Source organism: Nonomuraea aurantiaca, from assembly GCF_020215705.1.
GTDB classification, from domain to species: Bacteria; Actinomycetota; Actinomycetes; order Streptosporangiales; family Streptosporangiaceae; genus Nonomuraea; species Nonomuraea aurantiaca.
Genome location: NZ_JAIWNB010000010.1, coordinates 103,444 through 119,208, shown reverse-complemented (window position 1 = coordinate 119,208; position 15,765 = coordinate 103,444). Strand labels below are relative to the sequence as shown.

The window sequence follows — 15,765 nt, the reverse complement described above, 5'->3', positions numbered from 1 at the left end:
GTGGTGAGAAAGATCGAAGCGGCGACCCGCATCCCGGTGCCCGGCGGCAAGCTCATCGACGAGCACGTGGGCCGCGTCAACAGCGGCGACGAGGCGATCTCCATCGCCCACATGGTCGCCCCGCCCGGCTGGGACGAGCCCGCCCAAACGCCCTCGTTCACCGAATACACCGTCGTCCTGCGCGGCACGCTCCTGGTGGAACACGCGAACGGCACGACCGAGGTCACGGCGGGCCAGTCCATCGTCACGGACCCAGGCGAGAAGATCCGCTACCGCACCGGCCCGGACGGCGCCGAGTACATCGCCGTCTGCCTGCCCGCCTTCTCCCCGGACGCGGCCAACCGCGCCGAGGCTTGACAGGCAGCTTGATCAGCACGGATCACTCTCGGCTGATTGCCGTCTCCCATCGCCACAGCCTGGCTCAGATCGATGTCCGCGGCGTTTTCGCCGCTCACATGGTGTGAAGCGATTTCGGATCGAGCATGGGCGCCCACCTTGCGTATACGGAGCTGACGCGCTGAGCGCTGTCCGGTGGGCGTCCGGCCGGTGCGGTCGTGGTCATCTTCTCGGCGTCGAGGTCGGCGGGCGCGACCGGTCCATCACCGGACCGAACCCCTGGAAGGCATAAGCCACACAGCGCCGCCCATGAAAACGTCCTGCATGCCGTCTCCCACAAGGCCGGTTAATCGTCGCGCGCTCTGGCGCCTTCAGACGTCGACGATCGGCGACGAGGTGCTAGCAATGTGATATCATCCAGATATCATGCGATATTGAGGCTCGTTGACTGCTGGACTCATCATGAGCGCGAACACGGGCAAGGACATGTCCGCACGTCGTATCGGTCGACGGCGGCGATCACGGCCGATGGTCGACGGCGTGGATGTGACGAGGCCGCCGGCGGGTTCCCGATGGTGGGCGGTGCCGTGGCCGGTGTGGCTGGCAGCCGGGCTGATGGTCGCCGGGTTGCTCAGCCTGTCGGGGGCCTACGGCTTCCATGGTGACGAGATGTACTTCGTGGTGGCGGGGCGGCATCCGGCGTTCGGGTACGTGGATCAGCCACCGCTGACGCCGTTGCTGTCGGCGGCGTCGGTCGCGGTCCTGGGGGCCTCCCCGACGGCGGTGCGGATCCTGCCGGCGCTGGAGATGGCCTCGGTCGTGATGATCGTGGGGTTCATCGCCCGCGATCTGGGTGGCTCGCGCCGGGCGCAGATACTGGCCGCGGTGACGGCCGGCGTCTCGGGGTATCTCGGCGCGGGGCATCTGGACACCACCACAGAGCCGGACCTGCTGGTCTGGGCGGTGCTGATGTGGTTACTGGTGCGGCTGCTCGCCGGCGGCGATCGGCGGCTGTGGGTGGCGGTGGGGCTGAGCGCGGGCATCGGGCTGGAGAACAAGGACACACCGCTGTTCCTCGCCGCGGGACTCGCTGTCGGGGTGCTGCTGTGCCGGCGCTGGGAAGTCCTCCGCTCACCGTGGGCGTGGGCCGCGGCCGGGATCGCGGCCGCGATGTGGGCACCGAACCTGGCATGGCAGGCCGTGAACGGCTGGCCGCAGCTGACGATGGCCTCGCGGATCGCCGGGTACGCGGCGACGAACCGCGCCCAGGTCCTGCCGTTTCTGTGGCTGTTCACCGGTCCCTTGCTGTTCCCGGTCTGCGTCATGGGCCTGGTCTGGGTCCTGGGGTCGCGGGCGGCCACGCCTTGGCGACCGCTCGGGGTCGCCGCCCTCGTGGCCATGGTCTTGGTCCTGATCAGCGGCGGCAAGGCGTACTACGCGATCGGCAGTGCCGCGCTGTTCATGGCGGCCGGCGGGATCGTCCTGGACAAGTGGATCGCCCGGGGCCATCGACGGCTCAAGATCGCGGGGTTCGGCGCGGCGGGCCTCGCCTCCGGTGGGCTGATCGCACTGCTGACCCTGCCGGTCCTGCCGGTCGCCGCGTACGCCAGGACCACCCTGCCGGCCACGGTGCCCGACGTGGCCAACCAGATCGGCTGGCCGCAGTTCGTGGCGACCGTGGAACAGGTCGTGGCCGCACTGCCCCCGGCGCAACGCGCTCACGCGGTGATCCTGGCCAACAGCTACAGCGAGGCCGGCCCGCTCATCCTCCTCGGCAAGAGCCTGCCGCCGGTCCACTCCGGCCACAATTCCTCCTGGACCTGGGGACCTCCGCCCGCCGAACGCACCGTCGTCGTCCACGTCGGGGACTGGCGACCGGCCGACTGGGCCCAGTACTTCACCGGCTGCCGGGACGTGGCCCGTATCGACAACCGGCTCGGGATCGACAACGGCGAACAGGGCAAGCCGGTCACGGTGTGCACCGGCATCCGCGCCCCGTGGACGACGATATGGCCCGCCCTCCGCACCATCAGCTGACCCGGCAAGCGCGCGATCACGGAACGCCTCGCCGGCGGGAGTGAGCCAGGTTTTCATAGCTCCTCACCCATCGACCGCCGTCTCCGCAGCGGGGCGGTGCCGTGTGATCGGCCTGGTACCAGTGAGGTGGGGACGGGCCCGAAGCGGACGACCGTCATACTGACGCCCAGAGCACAAGCCGGCACCGGCAATGACGATGGAACGAGAAGCCCATGCGCTATCTGCTCCCCGGACGTCGCGCTGCGCCTGGCCGCCGGCTGGCAGCTCGACCACGTCAGTGTCGGTTCGGCCGGACACATCAACTCCGCCAGCCGACTCGGCCGATGGGATTTCGGGCGCGCATTGCTCACAGCCTTCACCGCCGGCACGCGTCGGTCCTGACCGGCCTCCCGCCGTGATCGTAGTTCAGGCGCTCGTCCGACCCGCAGCCACGACGATCCTGATGTACGAGCGGCAAGCGTTGATCAAGAGGGCTGTAAGCCGATGCCTCTAGTAATGGGCTGAAAGTAATGGACTGAAAAGCGCATCATGTGGGAGCACACCGGCCGCCGGGGCGCCCAAGGGATCTGGAGGCTTCGCCATGACACGTATGCCCCTCGCGAAGTCCCGTCCCGCCGCCGGTGCGTATGTGCTCGGCTTAGCCATCGCCGGTGTGCTGCTCGCCGGATGTAGACCCCATGCGGAAAAGGCCGAAGGCGGCGACACCAAGACGACGGGCGGCTGCTCGCTCACCGCGGAAGAGCTCTCCAAGGCCACGTCGTTGACCTGGGAGCTGAAGGAGAAGAGGGACGACCACCCGCTGGAGACCCTCGAAACGGTCAAGGCGAGCGTGTGTCTCTACACGACGGCGGATGCTCCGCAGGCGGGGTCTGATCCGCTGGTGCTGAGGACCGACACCGTCGGCGGGAAGGACGTCGCCGCGGTTCGTCAGGATTTCACCGACTCGTGCACGGGGTACGACGGCAAGGTACGCAAGTCGGCGGCCGTTGACGGCGCGGTCGTGTGCGACCGGGGCGGCGCCGTGGTGGAGGGGCTGGTGGGTGTCGCCGACCGGTTGGTGAGCGTCTATTTCGTGAACGCCGACAAGAGCACGGCCACCAAGCTCACCAAGAAGTTCGACGCGATCCTGAGCGCCGTGGGGTGAGCGGCGACATCGGCCCAGTTGGAGCGCGGAGTTCGTCGGCGGAAGACGCATATCATGGGCGGATGAGGCCCACGCTTGACGAGATCCGACGGGCGCCCAAGGTGCTGCTGCATGACCACCTCGACGGCGGCCTGCGGGCCGAGACCATCGTCGGGCTGGCTCGCGACTCCGGCTATGGCGAACTACCCACGACCGACGCGGACAACCTTCGGGAGTGGTTCGAGGAGGCGGCCGACTCGGGCTCACTCGAACGCTACCTGGAGACGTTCCAGCACACCGTCGGCGTCATGCAGACGCGCGAGGCACTGACCCGCGTCGCCGCCGAGTGCGCGGAGGATCTGGCGGCCGACGGCGTCGTCTACGCCGAGGTGCGTTTCGCCCCCGAGCAGCACACCACCACGGGGCTCAGCCTCGATCAGGTGGTCGAGGCGGTGCTGGACGGGTTCAGGCAGGGCTCCGAGGGGCGCGGGATCAAGGTCGGCACGCTGCTGACCGCGATGCGGCATCAGGCGCGGTCCATGGAGATCGCCGAGCTGGCCGTGCGTTATCGGGACGGCGGGGTGGTGGGGTTCGACATCGCCGGGGCCGAGGCGGGCTACCCGCCCACCAGGCACCTCGACGCGTTCGAATACCTGCAGCGGGAGAACGCGCACTTCACGATCCACGCGGGCGAGGCCTTCGGGCTGCCGTCGATCTGGCAGGCCATCCAGTGGTGCGGCGCCGATCGGCTCGGGCACGGGGTGCGGATCATCGACGACATCTCGGTGTCGGACGACGGCTCCGCCAAGCTGGGCCGCCTGGCCGCCTACGTCCGTGACAAGCGCATCCCCCTGGAGATGTGCCCCACCTCCAACCTGCAGACCGGTGCCGCCGACTCCATCGCCGAGCACCCGATCGGGCTGCTGCGCCGCCTGCACTTCAGGGTGACGGTCAACACCGACAACCGGCTGATGAGCCGCACCAACGTGTCGCTGGAGTTCGACAAGCTGGTGGAGGCGTTCGACTATGGCTGGGATGATCTGCAGTGGTTCACGGTCAACGCGATGAAGTCGGCGTTCATCCCCTTCGATGAGCGGCTGGCGCTGATCAACGGTGTGATCAAGCCTGGATTCGCGCGGATGAAGTGGCAGTCGTGAAAGAGACCTATCGCTCCAAGACCGCCTTCGTGCTCGGCTGGGTGTGGCTGGCGTTCGTCGCCTTCAACATCTGGGATCTGACCGCCCGCTACAACGGGAAGCCCTCGCTGGTGGCGGGTGCCGTGCTGGGCGCGCTGACCGCCGTGGTCTACCTGGTCGCGCTCCGTCCCGCGACCGTGGTGACCGAGGAGGGGCTGGTGGGGCGCAACCCGCTCCGCTCGACGTTCGTGCCCTGGGCGTCGGTGAACGACGTGGTGGTCTCCCACACCATCAACGTCCGCTACGGCGCCGAGCAGGTGCTGCGGCTGTGGACGCCGATGAGCACGGCGCGCGAGCGGGCCAGGGCGCAGCGCCGGGCCACGCCCAGGCAGGAACGCGGTCGCTTCAAGACCGAGCCCACGCTGAGCAAGGCGGAGCAGGCCGCCGCGGAGGCGTTCGCCGGGAAGACGCACGCCGACTGGGTGGGGCAGCAGATCACCGAACGGGCGGAGTCGGCCAGGCGCCGCGACGTGGCGGCCCCGCCCGCCCGCGCCAGCTGGGCGATCGACTCGTTCGCGGTGCTCGCCGCGGCGATCGCGCTCGTGGTGATGGCGGTCGTGATCGGCTAGCCAGAGGTACGAGGCGACGCCATGGCGTTGACCCTGACACCGTGTCAGGCCCTACACCTGGAGGGGTCATGTTCAGTATCGGAGACTTCGCCAGGCTCGGGCTCGTGTCCGTGCGCATGCTGCGTCACTACGACGCGATCGGGCTGCTGCGCCCCGCGCACGTGGACCCGGCCACCGGCTACCGCTCATACCAGGCGGCGCAGCTGTCCAGGCTCAACCGCATCGTCGCGATCAAGGACCTCGGCTTCACGCTGGAGCAGGTGAGGGCGATCCTCGACGACAAGGTCAGCACGGAGGAGCTGCACGGCATGGTACGCCTGCGCCGCGCCCAGTTGGAGGCGCGGATCAGCGCCGACCTGGCCAGGCTGCGCGGTGTCGAGGCGAGGCTCCGGACCATCGAGACGGAGGGGCACATGCAGACCGACGAGGTCGTGCTCAAGGAGATCGCCGCGACCAGGGTCGCCGAACTCAGCGCGCGGGCCGCCAGCTACGAGGGCGAGGACATCGGGCCGGTCATCAAGCCGCTGTTCGTCGAGCTCTGCCGGCGGCTGGAGTCGGCGGGGGTGGCCATCGCGGGTCCCGGCATCGCGTACTACATCCCCGAGGACGACGGCGCGGTGATGGTGCACGTCGCGTTCCCCTTCACGGCAGAAGAGCGGGACGGGTACGACGTCCAGTTCGTCACTTTGCCGCGCATCGAGACGGCGGCGACGATCATCCATCATGGCCCGATGGAGGAGGTCGGCCCGACGTTCCAGGCGCTGGCGCACTGGATCGAGGCGAACGGCTACCGGTCGAGCGGCCTGGCCAGGGAGATCTCCCTGCACTGCCCGGAAGACCTGGCCGAATGGGTGACGGAGCTCCAGATCGAGGTGACCCCGGTCTAGTGGAGGAGCTGGAGCGGCACCGTGCCGAGCTGACCGGCTACTGCTACCGGATGCTGGGCTCGGGGTTCGAGGCCGAGGACGCGGTGCAGGAGACGCTGGTCAAGGCATGGCGCGGCCTCGACCGATACGACCCTGACCGGGCGCCGCTCCGCTCGTGGCTGTTCCAGATCGCCACCAACGTCTGCGTCGACATGCTGCGGGGCGCTCAGCGGCGGGCGCGGGCCATGGACCTCGGCCCCGCCGGGTCACCGGGCCCCGACCTCGGCCCGCCGCTGCCCGGCCACGCCTGGGTCATGCCGATCCCCGACCGCCGGGTGCTCCCCTCCGATCCGGCCGAGCTCGCCGTCGAGCGGGAGACGGTACGCCTGGCGTTCGTGGCCGCGCTGCAGCACCTTCCACCACGGCAGCGGGCGGTGCTGATCCTGCGTGACGTGCTGCGCTGGAGCGCGGCCGAGGTGGCGGAGCTGCTGGAGGGCAGCGTCGCCTCGGTCAACAGCGCGTTGCAGCGGGCCAGGGCGACGCTTTCCGAGGTGCCCGCCGGTGGCGGCGAGGTGGACCGGCGGTTGCTGGAGCGGTATGTGGACGCGTTCGAGCGGTATGACGTGTCGGGGCTCGTCGCGCTGCTGCACGAGGATGCCACGATGTCGATGCCGCCGTTCGCGTGGTGGCTGCGGGGCAGGGAGGAGATCCGCAAGGCCATGCTCGCGGCGGACGCGCCCTGCGGCGGCTCGCGCCTGGTCCCGGCGGGCACGGCCAACGGCTGCCCGGCGTTCGGACAGTACCTGGGAGGCGAGCCGTTCGCGCTGCTGGTCGTCGAGGTCTCGGGAGACCGGGTCAGCGCGACGACCACATACCTGGACACACGGCTGTTCCCGCTCTTCGGCCTGCCGATGAGTTTCGCCGGCCCGCCTCGTATAGGTGAGTGAAGGAGGGCAGAACAATGCCGAACATCATTGACCGTCCCGACCGCCCCTACGTGGGGGTCCGGGGGACCATCAGCATGACCACCTTCGGCCTGGTGGCCGACCGCATCGGCGAGCTGATCGGCTGGCTGGCCGAGCGCGGGGTGGCACCCGCCGGGGCGCCGTTCCTCAGGTACCTCGCCATCGACATGCCGGCCGACCGGCTGGAGGTCGAGGCGGGCGTGCCGGTCGCGGCCCCGGCGGCGGGCGAGGGGGACATCTTCGCCGCCCACCTGCCGGCCGGGCGCTACGCGACGGTACGCCACCACGGACACCCCGACCAGCTCAGAGGCGTCATCGAGAACCTCCTGACCTGGGGCGCCGAGCAGGGCCTCAAGTGGGACATGACACGTGACGGCGACACCGAGCTGTGGGGCTGCCGCCTGGAGCTCTACCAGACGGATCCCCGCGTCGAGCCCGACCTCAACAACTGGGACACCGACCTGGAGTTCCGCCTGGCCTGACCCCTCCGGCGCCTGAAGGGGCCGCGCCTGAGGGGGCGATGCCTGGGGGCGGCGCCTGAGAGGGCGGGTGCCTGGGGGCGGGGCGGTGCCTAGAGGCCGAGTGCGGCGCCGACGTCCGCTTTCAGGGCGTCGAGCTCTCGTACGGCCAGCGCTCGGGCATCCCCCACCGGACCGGTCACCGGTACGACCACCTCCAGGTAGCACTTGAGCTTGGGCTCGGTCCCCGAAGGCCGCACCACCACCCGGGCGTCACCGGACAGCACGTACCGCAGCCCGTCGGTGGGCGGCAGCCCGCCGTCACCCAGGCTCAGGTCGTCGGCCCGTTCGACCGCCCGGCCGCCGAGCGCGGCCGGGGGGTCGGCGCGCAGCCGGGCCATGGCGCCGGCGATGAGCGACAGGTCCTCGACCCGGACGGACAGCTGCGCGGTGGCGTGCAGCCCGTAGCGCCGGGCCTGGTCGTCGAGCAGGTCGAGCAGCGTCCGCCCGGCACGCTTGGCCGCCGCGGCGATGCCGGCCACGGTCAGGGCGGCGCCGATGCCGTCCTTGTCGTGGACGGGCAGCCCGGTGTCGGAGCCGACGCTGTAGCCGATCGCCTCCTCATAACCGAAGATCAGCCCGGGGCCCGCCTTGATGATCCACTTGAAGCCGGTCAGCGTCTCGCCGTAGCGGACGCCGTGGGCGGCGGCGATCTTGCTCAGCAGCGTCGAGGAGACGATCGTGGTGGCCACCAGGCGATCGCCGGACGTGTGCGTGATCACGTGCTCGGCCAGCAGGCCGCCCACCTCGTCACCGGTCAGCATGCGCCAGGAGCCGTCGCCCAGCGGCACGGCCACGGCGCATCGGTCGGCGTCGGGGTCGTTCGCGAGTACGAGATCGGCGTTGATCTTCCTGGCCAGAGCCACGGCCAGGTCGATCGCGCCGGGTTCCTCCGGATTGGGGAACGCCACCGTCGGGAAGGCGGGGTCGGGGTTGCGCTGCTCCTCGACGGCCATCGGGCTCTCGAACCCGGCGGCCAGGAACGCGCCGGTCAGCGTGGCCGACCCGACGCCGTGCAGCGGCGTGTAGGCGATCCGCAGCTCGCGGGCGTCGCCGAGCGGCAGCGCGGTCACCGCGTCGATGTAGTCGTCGATGATGCTCTCGCCCAGCTCGGTCAGCGTGCCGGGCGCGTCGAGCGGCAACCGGTCGACGCGGCCCACCGCCTCGATGGCGGCGGAGATCTCGGCGTCGATCGGCGGCACGATCTGGGAGCCGTCGCCCCAGTAGACCTTGTAGCCGTTGTCACGGGGCGGGTTGTGGCTGGCGGTGACCATCACACCGGCGTCGGCGCCGAGGTGGCGGACGGCGTAGGCGAGGATGGGCGTCGGCAGCGGGCAGGGCAGCAGTGAGGCGTGCAGCCCGGCGCCGGTCAGCACGGCCGCGGTGTCGCGGGCGAACACGTCGGACTTGTGGCGGGCGTCGTAGCCGATGACGACGTGCCTGCCGGGACCGAGCACCTGGGCCAGACCGGCCGCGGCTCGCATGACGGTCACCCGGTTCATCCGGTTGGGGCCCGCGCCCAGCTCGCCGCGCAGGCCGGCCGTACCGAACTCGAGCCCGGCTCCGAAGCGGTCGCGCAGCGCCTCGACGTCACCGGAGTCGAGCAGGGCGGACAGCTCGGCCCGGGTCTCGGGATCAGGATCCTGAGCCAGCCAGAGACGGGCCGCCGGGACCAGGTCGGCGGCTGTACGAGCGCCAGCGGCCGCGACGGCGTCACCGATCGGTTCGGTGGTCGCGGGGGTGTCGCCCGTCGGGTCGCCGGCGGCAGGGGACGAGGATGCCGGGTCGCCGGTCACAGGCGGTCCACGATCTTGGCCAGCAGGGTGCCCATGCGGGCGGCCGTCGCGCGGCCGACCTGTAGGACCTCCTCGTGGTCGAGCGGCGCGTCCGCCAGCCCCGCCCCCGGGTTGGTGACCAGGGAGACGCCCAGCACCTCGAGACCGGCCTCACGGGCCGCGATGGCCTCCAGGACGGTGGACATGCCGATCATGTCGCCACCCAGCGTGCGCAGCATGCGGATCTCGGCGGGCGTCTCGTAGGTGGGGCCGCGGAAGGCCACGTAGACGCCCTCGGCGATGGTCGGGTCCACCTCCTGCACGAGCGCGCGCAGCCGCCGCGAATAGACCTCGGTGAGGTCGATGAACGTGGTGCCGGTGATCGGGTTGGCCCCGGTCATGTTGATGTGGTCGCTGATCAGCACCGGGTCGCCGACCTGCTGCGTCTCGGGGCGCAACCCGCCGGCCGCGTTGGTCAGCACGATCGTGCCGACCCCCGCGGCGGCGGCGGTGCGTACGCCGTGGACGACGGAGTCGACGCCGCGCCCCTCGTAGAGGTGGCTGCGACCGAGGAAGACGAGCGCGTGCCGCCCACCGGGGGTGCGCAGAACACGGATCTTGCCGCCGTGCCCGGCCACGGCCGGAGCGGAGAAGCCGGGCAGGTCGGTGAAGGGGATCTCCGTGACCGTCTCGCCGATCGCGTCCGCGGCCGGCACCCAGCCGGACCCCATGACGAGGGCGACATCGAAGGTGTCGAGGCCGCAAGCGCCCTTCAGCGCCTCGGCGGCGGCTCTGGCCAGGGTGTACGGGTTATTGGTCACCATGCACCTCCAGCGTGGCTGCCTCGCCCGTCAGGGTGATGAGGAAATGTAGAACGGTCGGGCACGATGATCTCCTGGTTTTGTCGGTGACGGTCGGTAGTTTGATCGGCGTGTCCCGCTACCGCCTCCAGCCGTCGCCTGGCCAAGAGAGAGCGTTGCTGGAGCACTGCGCGCATGCCCGATTCGTCTGGAATCTGGCGGTGGAGCAGCACGCCCATTGGAAGGCAGGCCGCGCGTCCGCTCCGGGGTTCGCCGAGCAGTGCCGTCAGTTGACCGAGGCGAGGGCGGCGTTCGGGTGGCTGGGTGCCGGGTCGATCATCGTGCAGCAGCAGGCGTTGAAGGACTTCGCCCAGGCGATGGCGAATTTCTTCGGCAAGACCCACCGCCGCCCGACCTGGCGCAGGCGTGGCCGCAACGAGGGCTTTCGGATCGTGGCGGTGAAGGCGGGTGAGGTGCGTCGCCTGTCGCGGCGGGTGGGCGAGGTGCGGGTGCCGAAGATCGGCTGGGTCCGCTTTCGCTGGTCGCGGGCCGTGCCGGAGGGGGTGAGGTCCTACCGGGTCACCCGTGATGCGCTGGGCCACTGGCATGTCGCCTTCGCCGTGATCCCTGCTCCGATCCCAGCGCCGGGGACGGGCGCCGTGGTAGGCGTGGACCGGGGCGTGAGGGTGGCGGCGGCCTTGTCTACCGGCGAACTGCTGACCGTGCCGGCCCTGCGCGAGGCGGAGCGAACACGACTGCGGCGCCTGCTGCGCAAGCTGGCCAAGGCGAAGCTCGGATCCAACCGGCGCGGCAGGGTCAAGCAGGCGATCGGCCGATTGAGAGCCCGGGAGAGCGACCGACGCAAGGGTTGGGTGGAAAAGACCAGTACCGACCTGGCCTGCCGCTTCGATGTGATCGCAGTGGAGGACCTGAAGATCGCCGCCATGACGCGGTCGGCCAAGGGCGGCATGCAGGCGCCTGGCCGCAACGTCCAGCAGAAAGCCGGGCTGAATCGGGGCATCCTCGCCAACGGGTGGGGTGCCCTGGTGAAGCGGCTGGAGGAGAAAGCTCCGAGCCGCGTCCGAAAGGTTAACCCGCGCTACACGTCGCAGACCTGCAACAGCTGTGTGCATCGCGCGGCGGAATCGAGAGAGAGCCAATCTCGCTTCCGCTGTGTCGCCTGCGGATGGCGTGACAACGCCGACGTGAACGCGGCCAAGAACGTCCGAGATACCGCCGCAGGGCATGCGGTGGCTGCGCGGGGAGGCTTGCCGCTGGACGAGCCTGCGAACCGTGATCCTCAGCGTGATCTCTTCCTCGTGGAGTAGACACAGTTGGAATCCCCCACTTTTCAAAGCGGGGGAGGATGCCAAGTCAGTAGTTTAGGAGGAGCCTGTCGAGGACCCGTACCCCGAACTGGAGCGCGTCCACCGGCACCCGCTCGTCCACGCCGTGGAACATCGACGCGAAGTCCATGTCCCCGGGCAGTCGCAGCGGTACGAACCCGAAGCCGCGCACGCCCAGGTCGGCGAAGAAGGTCTTGTTGTCGGTGCCGCCGGACATGCAGTAGGGCACGGCCCGCGCGGTGGGGTCCTCGGCCTTCAGCGCCGCGATCATCGACTCGACCAGGGCGCCGTCGAACGTGGTCTCCAGCGCGATGTCGTGGTGCACGAACTCGCGGCGGACGTTCGGCCCGATCAGCGAGTCGATCGTCTTGAAGAACTCGTCCTCGTGGCCGGGCAGGAAGCGGCCGTCGATCACGGCGGTGGCCTGGCCGGGGATGACGTTCGACTTGTAGCCGGCGTTGAGCTGGGTCGGGTTGGCGGTGTGGCTGAGCGTCGCGCCGACGAAGCGGACGAGCGGCCCGATCTTGTCCAGGATGGGCGCCGGGTCGTCCTCGTCGAAGGGGAGGCCGAACGCGTCCGCGACCTCGGTGAGGAACTGGCGGACCGTCGGGGTGAGGGTGATCGGCCACTCGTGGTCGCCGACCCTGGCCACGGCCTTGGCCACCTCGGTGACCGCGTTGTCGGTGTTGAGCATCGAGCCGTGCCCGGCCGTGCCGTCGGCGATGAGCTTCATCCAGCCGAGGCCCTTCTGCGCGGTCTCGATCAGGTAGAGCCGCAGCGACGGGTCCACCTCCAGGGAATAGCCGCCCACCTCGCTGATCGCCTCGGTGACGCCCTCGAACAGCTCCGGATGGTGCGCGGTGAGGTGCTTGGCGCCGTAGTTGCCGCCCGCCTCCTCGTCGGCGACCCAGGCGAAGACGAGGTCGCGGCGCGGCTTGCGGCCCTCGCGGGTGAGCTGGCGGAGTACGGCCAGCATCATCGCGTCCATGTCCTTCATGTCCACCGCGCCCCGGCCCCAGATGTAGCCGTCGCGCACCTCGCCGCCGAACGGGTCGACGGACCAGTCGGCCGCGTTGGCGGGCACCACGTCGAGGTGGCCGTGGACCAGGAGGGCGGGCAGCGACGGGTCGGTGCCTTCGACGCGGGTGACGACGTTGCCCCGGCCCGGCTCGCTCTCGATGTAGGTGGCCTCGATGCCGACCTCGTCCAGCCTGGCCATGACGGCCTCGGCGGCGGCCCGCTCGCCGGGGCCGGTGCCGTCCCCGTAGTTGCTGCTGTCGACGCGGATGAGTTCGGCGCAGAGTTCGGCGACTTCGTTCTCGGCGGGCGTCATGGTGTCCTCTCCAGGGTGAGCAGGCCGGACTTGTGCAGATGACCGCGTTTGTAGGCGCGGGTGATGAGGGTGATATCCAGGTCGGTGACCTCGTCAAGGGGGCCGACGACACCCGTCAGGAAACGGTAGAGGTCGGCCTCATGGGCCACCGCCACCTGGACGATCAGGGAATGGGTGCCCGACGTGGCCGCGCAGTAACGCACGCTGGGGTGCGCCGCGAGCCGCTGGCCGACCAGGTCGAGCCCGTGCGGCCGGACCTTGAGCCAGAGCTTGCCCTCCACCTCCAGACCGAGCAGCGCGGGCTCGACCTCGGCCCGCAGCAGCAGGAGCCGCCGTTCGAGCAGCGAGGACACCCGCCTGCGGGCGGTCGGCACCGAGATGTCGAGCCGCTCGGCGATCGCCGTGAACGCGATCCTGCCGTCACCGGCCAGCAGCTCGGCGATCTCCTGCTCCAGAGGCGAAAGACCGTCCTCGTCGGGCAGGACCTCGAGGACCGGGGCCGGCCGCAGCTGGGCCGCCTCCTGCTCGCTGAGGTAGGGCGCGTGCCACTCGGCGACCGTCCTGAAGGTGTGCAGGACGACTTGCGTCTGCGTCTGCAGCACCCCGTCGATGTCGCTGATCTCCGCGGTGAGGATGTCGTGCAGCTCCTCCCGCGACCGGGCGACCAGCTCGCAGGCGAGGTCGGCCGCCCCGGTCAGCGAGTAGACCGAGCGGGTGTCGGGCCGGTCGGCCAGCGCCTTGGCGACCTGCGCCGCCGAACCCGGGCGGACCTGGACATGCAGGTGCACGGGTCGGCCGTGGCCCGAACGCAGGTCGTCATAGATCGCGGTGACGCGCACCATGCCGTCGGCGATCAGCCGCTGTAACCGGCGCGCCACCGTGCGTTCGTGCTCGCCGACGGCTCGGCCGATCTCGCCCCACGACGCGCGGGGACTGATCTGGAGGGCGGCGACCAGCCGCCGGTCGAGAACATCCACGGGGAGCCGTCTCTATGTCGGGTTTGTAAATATGTTGCCAGGCATTTGACTGTTTCGGTCGCCCGAATGCACAGTAGGCCATCATCGCAGTTGTCAGCAAAGGAGCCCCCGTGGCGACCTCCCCCGTGGCACCATCGCCACTCGGCATCCCCAAGAGCCGTGTCCGCCAGCTCATGGCGGCCAGCATCGGCAACGTCGTCGAGTGGTACGACTGGTACGCATATACCTTCCTGGCGACCTACTTCGCTGTCCAGATCTTCCCCAAGGACGTGGACAACAGCCTGGTGCCCCTGCTGAGCACCTACGGGATCTTCGCGGTGGGCTTCTTCATGCGCCCGCTGGGCGGCCTGCTGGTCGGTGCATTCGCCGACAGGTTCGGACGCAAGGCCGCTATGACGTTCACCATCGTCTTGATGGGCGCAGGCTCGCTGCTCCTTGGTCTGACCCCGACCTACGAAGCTGTGGGCATCTTCGCGCCGATCATCCTGACCCTTGCCAGGCTCATTCAAGGCCTGTCAGTGGGCGGCGAGTTCGCGGCTGCGACCACGTTCCTGGTGGAGTCGGCGCCGCAGGGGCGTCGCGGCCTGTTCTCAAGCTTCCAGTACGTCAGCACGACCATCGGACAGTTGTTGGCCTCCGGCCTGACCGCTCTGCTCGCCACCAGCCTGGTCAAGGCGGACATGGGTTCTTACGGGTGGCGTATCCCGTTCCTCGTGGGCGCGGTGATCAGCCTCGTGGGCCTGTGGATCCGCAAGGGCGCCGATGAGACGTCGGCCGTGGCGGAGGAGATTCAGCAGGGCAAGGCCGAGCGTCCGGGATTGTTTGACTTCCTGCGGTATTACCCCAAGTCCGCTGCCCTGATCGTGGGCATCACGGCCGCTGGCACCGTCGCCTACTACACCTGGACGAGCTTCCTGCCGACCTACGCACAGATCACGGTGAAGTTCGACATAGCCCAGTCGCTTCAGGTGAGTACGATCTCGCTGTTCGTCTTCATGGTGCTGCAGCCGCTACTCGGCATGCTGTCGGACCGTGTCGGTCGCAAGCCGCTGCTGATCACCTTCGGGCTCGGCTTCCTCATCCTGCCTGTGCCGCTGCTCAACCTGCTCTCCAACTCCTTCGCCAGTTTGCTGATCGTCCAGCTCATTGGCATGGTCTTCCTCGGCTGCTTCACCTCGATCTCGGCCGCGGTCAACTCGGAGCTCTTCCCGACCAGGGTGCGCGCGGCTGGCGCGGGCTTCCCGTACTCGCTGACCGTGGCGATCTTCGGAGGCACCGCTCCGCTCATCGGCACCGCGCTCCAAAAGGCGGGCAACGTCGCGTACTTCCCGTGGTACATGTCGGCGCTCGCCCTGGTCTCCACGCTGGTGTACGTCTTCGCGTTGAAGGAGACCAAGGACCAGCCGCTCAGCTAGTCGCCGATCGATTTGCAGGGGCGTCCCCGCAGCTCCTTGACGTAGTCGTCGGGGGCGCCCGCCCGCTCGGCGGCGTCGGCCAGGATGCCCAGGTAGCGGGCGGAGGGCAGGCCGCCCTCATAGCCGTCGAGCACGTAGAACCAGGCCACCTGCTCGCCGTCGAGGGTCTGCACCCGCAGCCGCACCTTGTGGTAGAGGCCGCGGACCGCGCCCTCCCACTGGTCGAGGGAGTTGGCGTCCAACTCGGGCACGTCGTAGAGGACCACGAAGACGTGCTCGTCGGGGTCTTCGACGATGGTGGAGAGCGCGCCCTCCCAGCCGAAGTATTCGCCGCCGAACGTCAGGCGCCAACCCTGCAGCCAGCCCACGCCCCGGATCGGGGAATGAGGGGCGCGCATGGCCATCTGCTCGGGGTCCATGTTGCTGCCGTAGGCCGCGTATACAGGCACAGCTGATAAGAGTAGCGCGCGAGGGGCCGCCCCGTTCGTCGTCAGCGCGCGTCATGCGGG

At 69.6% G+C, this 15,765-nt stretch carries 16 protein-coding genes; 11 read left to right on the top strand and 5 right to left on the bottom strand.

All coding sequences use genetic code 11. The annotated features are described in order from the left end of the window. The 9 genes from LDL49_RS24110 to LDL49_RS24070 all read left to right on the top strand — a co-directional run bounded on the left by LDL49_RS24110 (position 1) and on the right by LDL49_RS24070 (position 7,574). Positions 1 to 357: a cupin domain-containing protein gene (locus LDL49_RS24110; protein WP_225293594.1), complete on the top strand. Its 357-nt coding sequence runs from the start codon at positions 1 to 3 to the stop codon at positions 355 to 357. A gap of 441 nt (positions 358 to 798) precedes the next feature. Next, positions 799 to 2,373, top strand: coding sequence for an ArnT family glycosyltransferase (locus LDL49_RS24105; protein WP_225293592.1), 1,575 nt, complete (start codon positions 799 to 801; stop codon positions 2,371 to 2,373). Between the two features lie 96 nt (positions 2,374 to 2,469). Continuing rightward, positions 2,470 to 2,754, top strand: a complete 285-nt coding sequence (locus LDL49_RS59255) for an alpha/beta hydrolase (RefSeq protein ID WP_372470412.1) — start codon at positions 2,470 to 2,472, stop codon at positions 2,752 to 2,754. Positions 2,755 to 2,953: 199 nt separating this feature from the next. Then, on the top strand, positions 2,954 to 3,517 hold the full coding sequence (locus LDL49_RS24095) for a hypothetical protein (protein ID WP_225293589.1): 564 nt from the start codon (positions 2,954 to 2,956) through the stop codon (positions 3,515 to 3,517). Positions 3,518 to 3,579: 62 nt separating this feature from the next. Next, positions 3,580 to 4,653, top strand: coding sequence for an adenosine deaminase (locus LDL49_RS24090; protein ID WP_225293588.1), 1,074 nt, complete (start codon positions 3,580 to 3,582; stop codon positions 4,651 to 4,653). Beyond that, the gene (locus tag LDL49_RS24085) at positions 4,650 to 5,261 is read left to right on the top strand and encodes a PH domain-containing protein (RefSeq protein WP_225293586.1); all 612 of its coding nucleotides are present in this window, start codon (positions 4,650 to 4,652) and stop codon (positions 5,259 to 5,261) included. The genes LDL49_RS24090 and LDL49_RS24085 overlap by 4 nt, the downstream gene beginning before the upstream one ends. Before the next feature lie 68 nt (positions 5,262 to 5,329). Continuing rightward, positions 5,330 to 6,148 carry a MerR family transcriptional regulator gene (locus tag LDL49_RS24080; protein ID WP_225293584.1) on the top strand — a complete coding sequence of 273 codons (819 nt, stop codon included), beginning with the start codon at positions 5,330 to 5,332 and terminating at the stop codon, positions 6,146 to 6,148. Next, the gene (locus LDL49_RS24075) at positions 6,109 to 7,074 is read left to right on the top strand and encodes a sigma-70 family RNA polymerase sigma factor (protein ID WP_225293581.1); all 966 of its coding nucleotides are present in this window, start codon (positions 6,109 to 6,111) and stop codon (positions 7,072 to 7,074) included. The genes LDL49_RS24080 and LDL49_RS24075 overlap by 40 nt, the downstream gene beginning before the upstream one ends. A 14-nt stretch (positions 7,075 to 7,088) precedes the next feature. After that, entirely contained in the window at positions 7,089 to 7,574 is a 486-nt protein-coding gene (locus tag LDL49_RS24070) for a GyrI-like domain-containing protein (RefSeq protein ID WP_225293579.1), read from the top strand. A gap of 89 nt (positions 7,575 to 7,663) precedes the next feature. Here LDL49_RS24070 and LDL49_RS24065 read toward each other — a convergent pair whose 3' ends face one another. Both LDL49_RS24065 and LDL49_RS24060 read right to left on the bottom strand, forming a co-directional pair. Continuing rightward, positions 7,664 to 9,331: a phospho-sugar mutase gene (locus LDL49_RS24065; RefSeq protein WP_372470422.1), complete on the bottom strand. Its 1,668-nt coding sequence runs from the start codon at positions 9,329 to 9,331 to the stop codon at positions 7,664 to 7,666. Positions 9,332 to 9,402: 71 nt separating this feature from the next. Further along, positions 9,403 to 10,206: a purine-nucleoside phosphorylase gene (locus LDL49_RS24060; RefSeq protein ID WP_225293965.1), complete on the bottom strand. Its 804-nt coding sequence runs from the start codon at positions 10,204 to 10,206 to the stop codon at positions 9,403 to 9,405. Positions 10,207 to 10,244: 38 nt separating this feature from the next. Here LDL49_RS24060 and LDL49_RS24055 point away from each other — a divergent pair, with 38 nt between their 5' ends. Continuing rightward, positions 10,245 to 11,513: an RNA-guided endonuclease InsQ/TnpB family protein gene (locus tag LDL49_RS24055; RefSeq protein ID WP_225293963.1), complete on the top strand. Its 1,269-nt coding sequence runs from the start codon at positions 10,245 to 10,247 to the stop codon at positions 11,511 to 11,513. 46 nt (positions 11,514 to 11,559) lie between these two features. Here LDL49_RS24055 and LDL49_RS24050 read toward each other — a convergent pair whose 3' ends face one another. Together LDL49_RS24050 and LDL49_RS24045 are read right to left on the bottom strand one after the other, a co-directional pair. After that, the gene (locus LDL49_RS24050; protein WP_225293577.1) at positions 11,560 to 12,864 is read right to left on the bottom strand and encodes a M20/M25/M40 family metallo-hydrolase; all 1,305 of its coding nucleotides are present in this window, start codon (positions 12,862 to 12,864) and stop codon (positions 11,560 to 11,562) included. Next, positions 12,861 to 13,841: an Lrp/AsnC family transcriptional regulator gene (locus LDL49_RS24045; RefSeq protein ID WP_225293575.1), complete on the bottom strand. Its 981-nt coding sequence runs from the start codon at positions 13,839 to 13,841 to the stop codon at positions 12,861 to 12,863. The genes LDL49_RS24050 and LDL49_RS24045 overlap by 4 nt, the downstream gene beginning before the upstream one ends. Positions 13,842 to 13,951: 110 nt before the next feature. On the opposite strand from LDL49_RS24045, the gene LDL49_RS24040 reads away from it, so the two are divergent. Then, positions 13,952 to 15,256 (top strand): MFS transporter, encoded by a 1,305-nt coding sequence (locus tag LDL49_RS24040; protein WP_225293573.1) that lies wholly within the window; start codon positions 13,952 to 13,954, stop codon positions 15,254 to 15,256. Here the strand turns inward: LDL49_RS24040 and LDL49_RS24035 are convergent. Then, positions 15,253 to 15,705 carry a gamma-glutamylcyclotransferase family protein gene (locus LDL49_RS24035; protein WP_225293571.1) on the bottom strand — a complete coding sequence of 151 codons (453 nt, stop codon included), beginning with the start codon at positions 15,703 to 15,705 and terminating at the stop codon, positions 15,253 to 15,255. The genes LDL49_RS24040 and LDL49_RS24035 overlap by 4 nt on opposite strands. Between the last annotated feature and the right edge of the window lie 60 nt (positions 15,706 to 15,765).

What these genes read in the sequence shown, in the direction of transcription:
- LDL49_RS24105 (WP_225293592.1), top strand. Translation starts at nt 799, where the DNA reads ATGAGCGCGAACACGGGCAAGGACATGTCCGCACGTCGTATCGGTCGA.
- LDL49_RS24095 (WP_225293589.1), top strand. Translation starts at nt 2,954, where the DNA reads ATGACACGTATGCCCCTCGCGAAGTCCCGTCCCGCCGCCGGTGCGTAT.
- LDL49_RS24090 (WP_225293588.1), top strand. Translation starts at nt 3,580, where the DNA reads ATGAGGCCCACGCTTGACGAGATCCGACGGGCGCCCAAGGTGCTGCTG.
- LDL49_RS24080 (WP_225293584.1), top strand. Translation starts at nt 5,330, where the DNA reads ATGTTCAGTATCGGAGACTTCGCCAGGCTCGGGCTCGTGTCCGTGCGC.
- LDL49_RS24075 (WP_225293581.1), top strand. Translation starts at nt 6,109, where the DNA reads ATGGGTGACGGAGCTCCAGATCGAGGTGACCCCGGTCTAGTGGAGGAG.
- LDL49_RS24070 (WP_225293579.1), top strand. Translation starts at nt 7,089, where the DNA reads ATGCCGAACATCATTGACCGTCCCGACCGCCCCTACGTGGGGGTCCGG.
- LDL49_RS24055 (WP_225293963.1), top strand. Translation starts at nt 10,245, where the DNA reads ATGAGGAAATGTAGAACGGTCGGGCACGATGATCTCCTGGTTTTGTCG.
- LDL49_RS24050 (WP_225293577.1), bottom strand. Translation starts at nt 12,864, where the DNA reads ATGACGCCCGCCGAGAACGAAGTCGCCGAACTCTGCGCCGAACTCATC.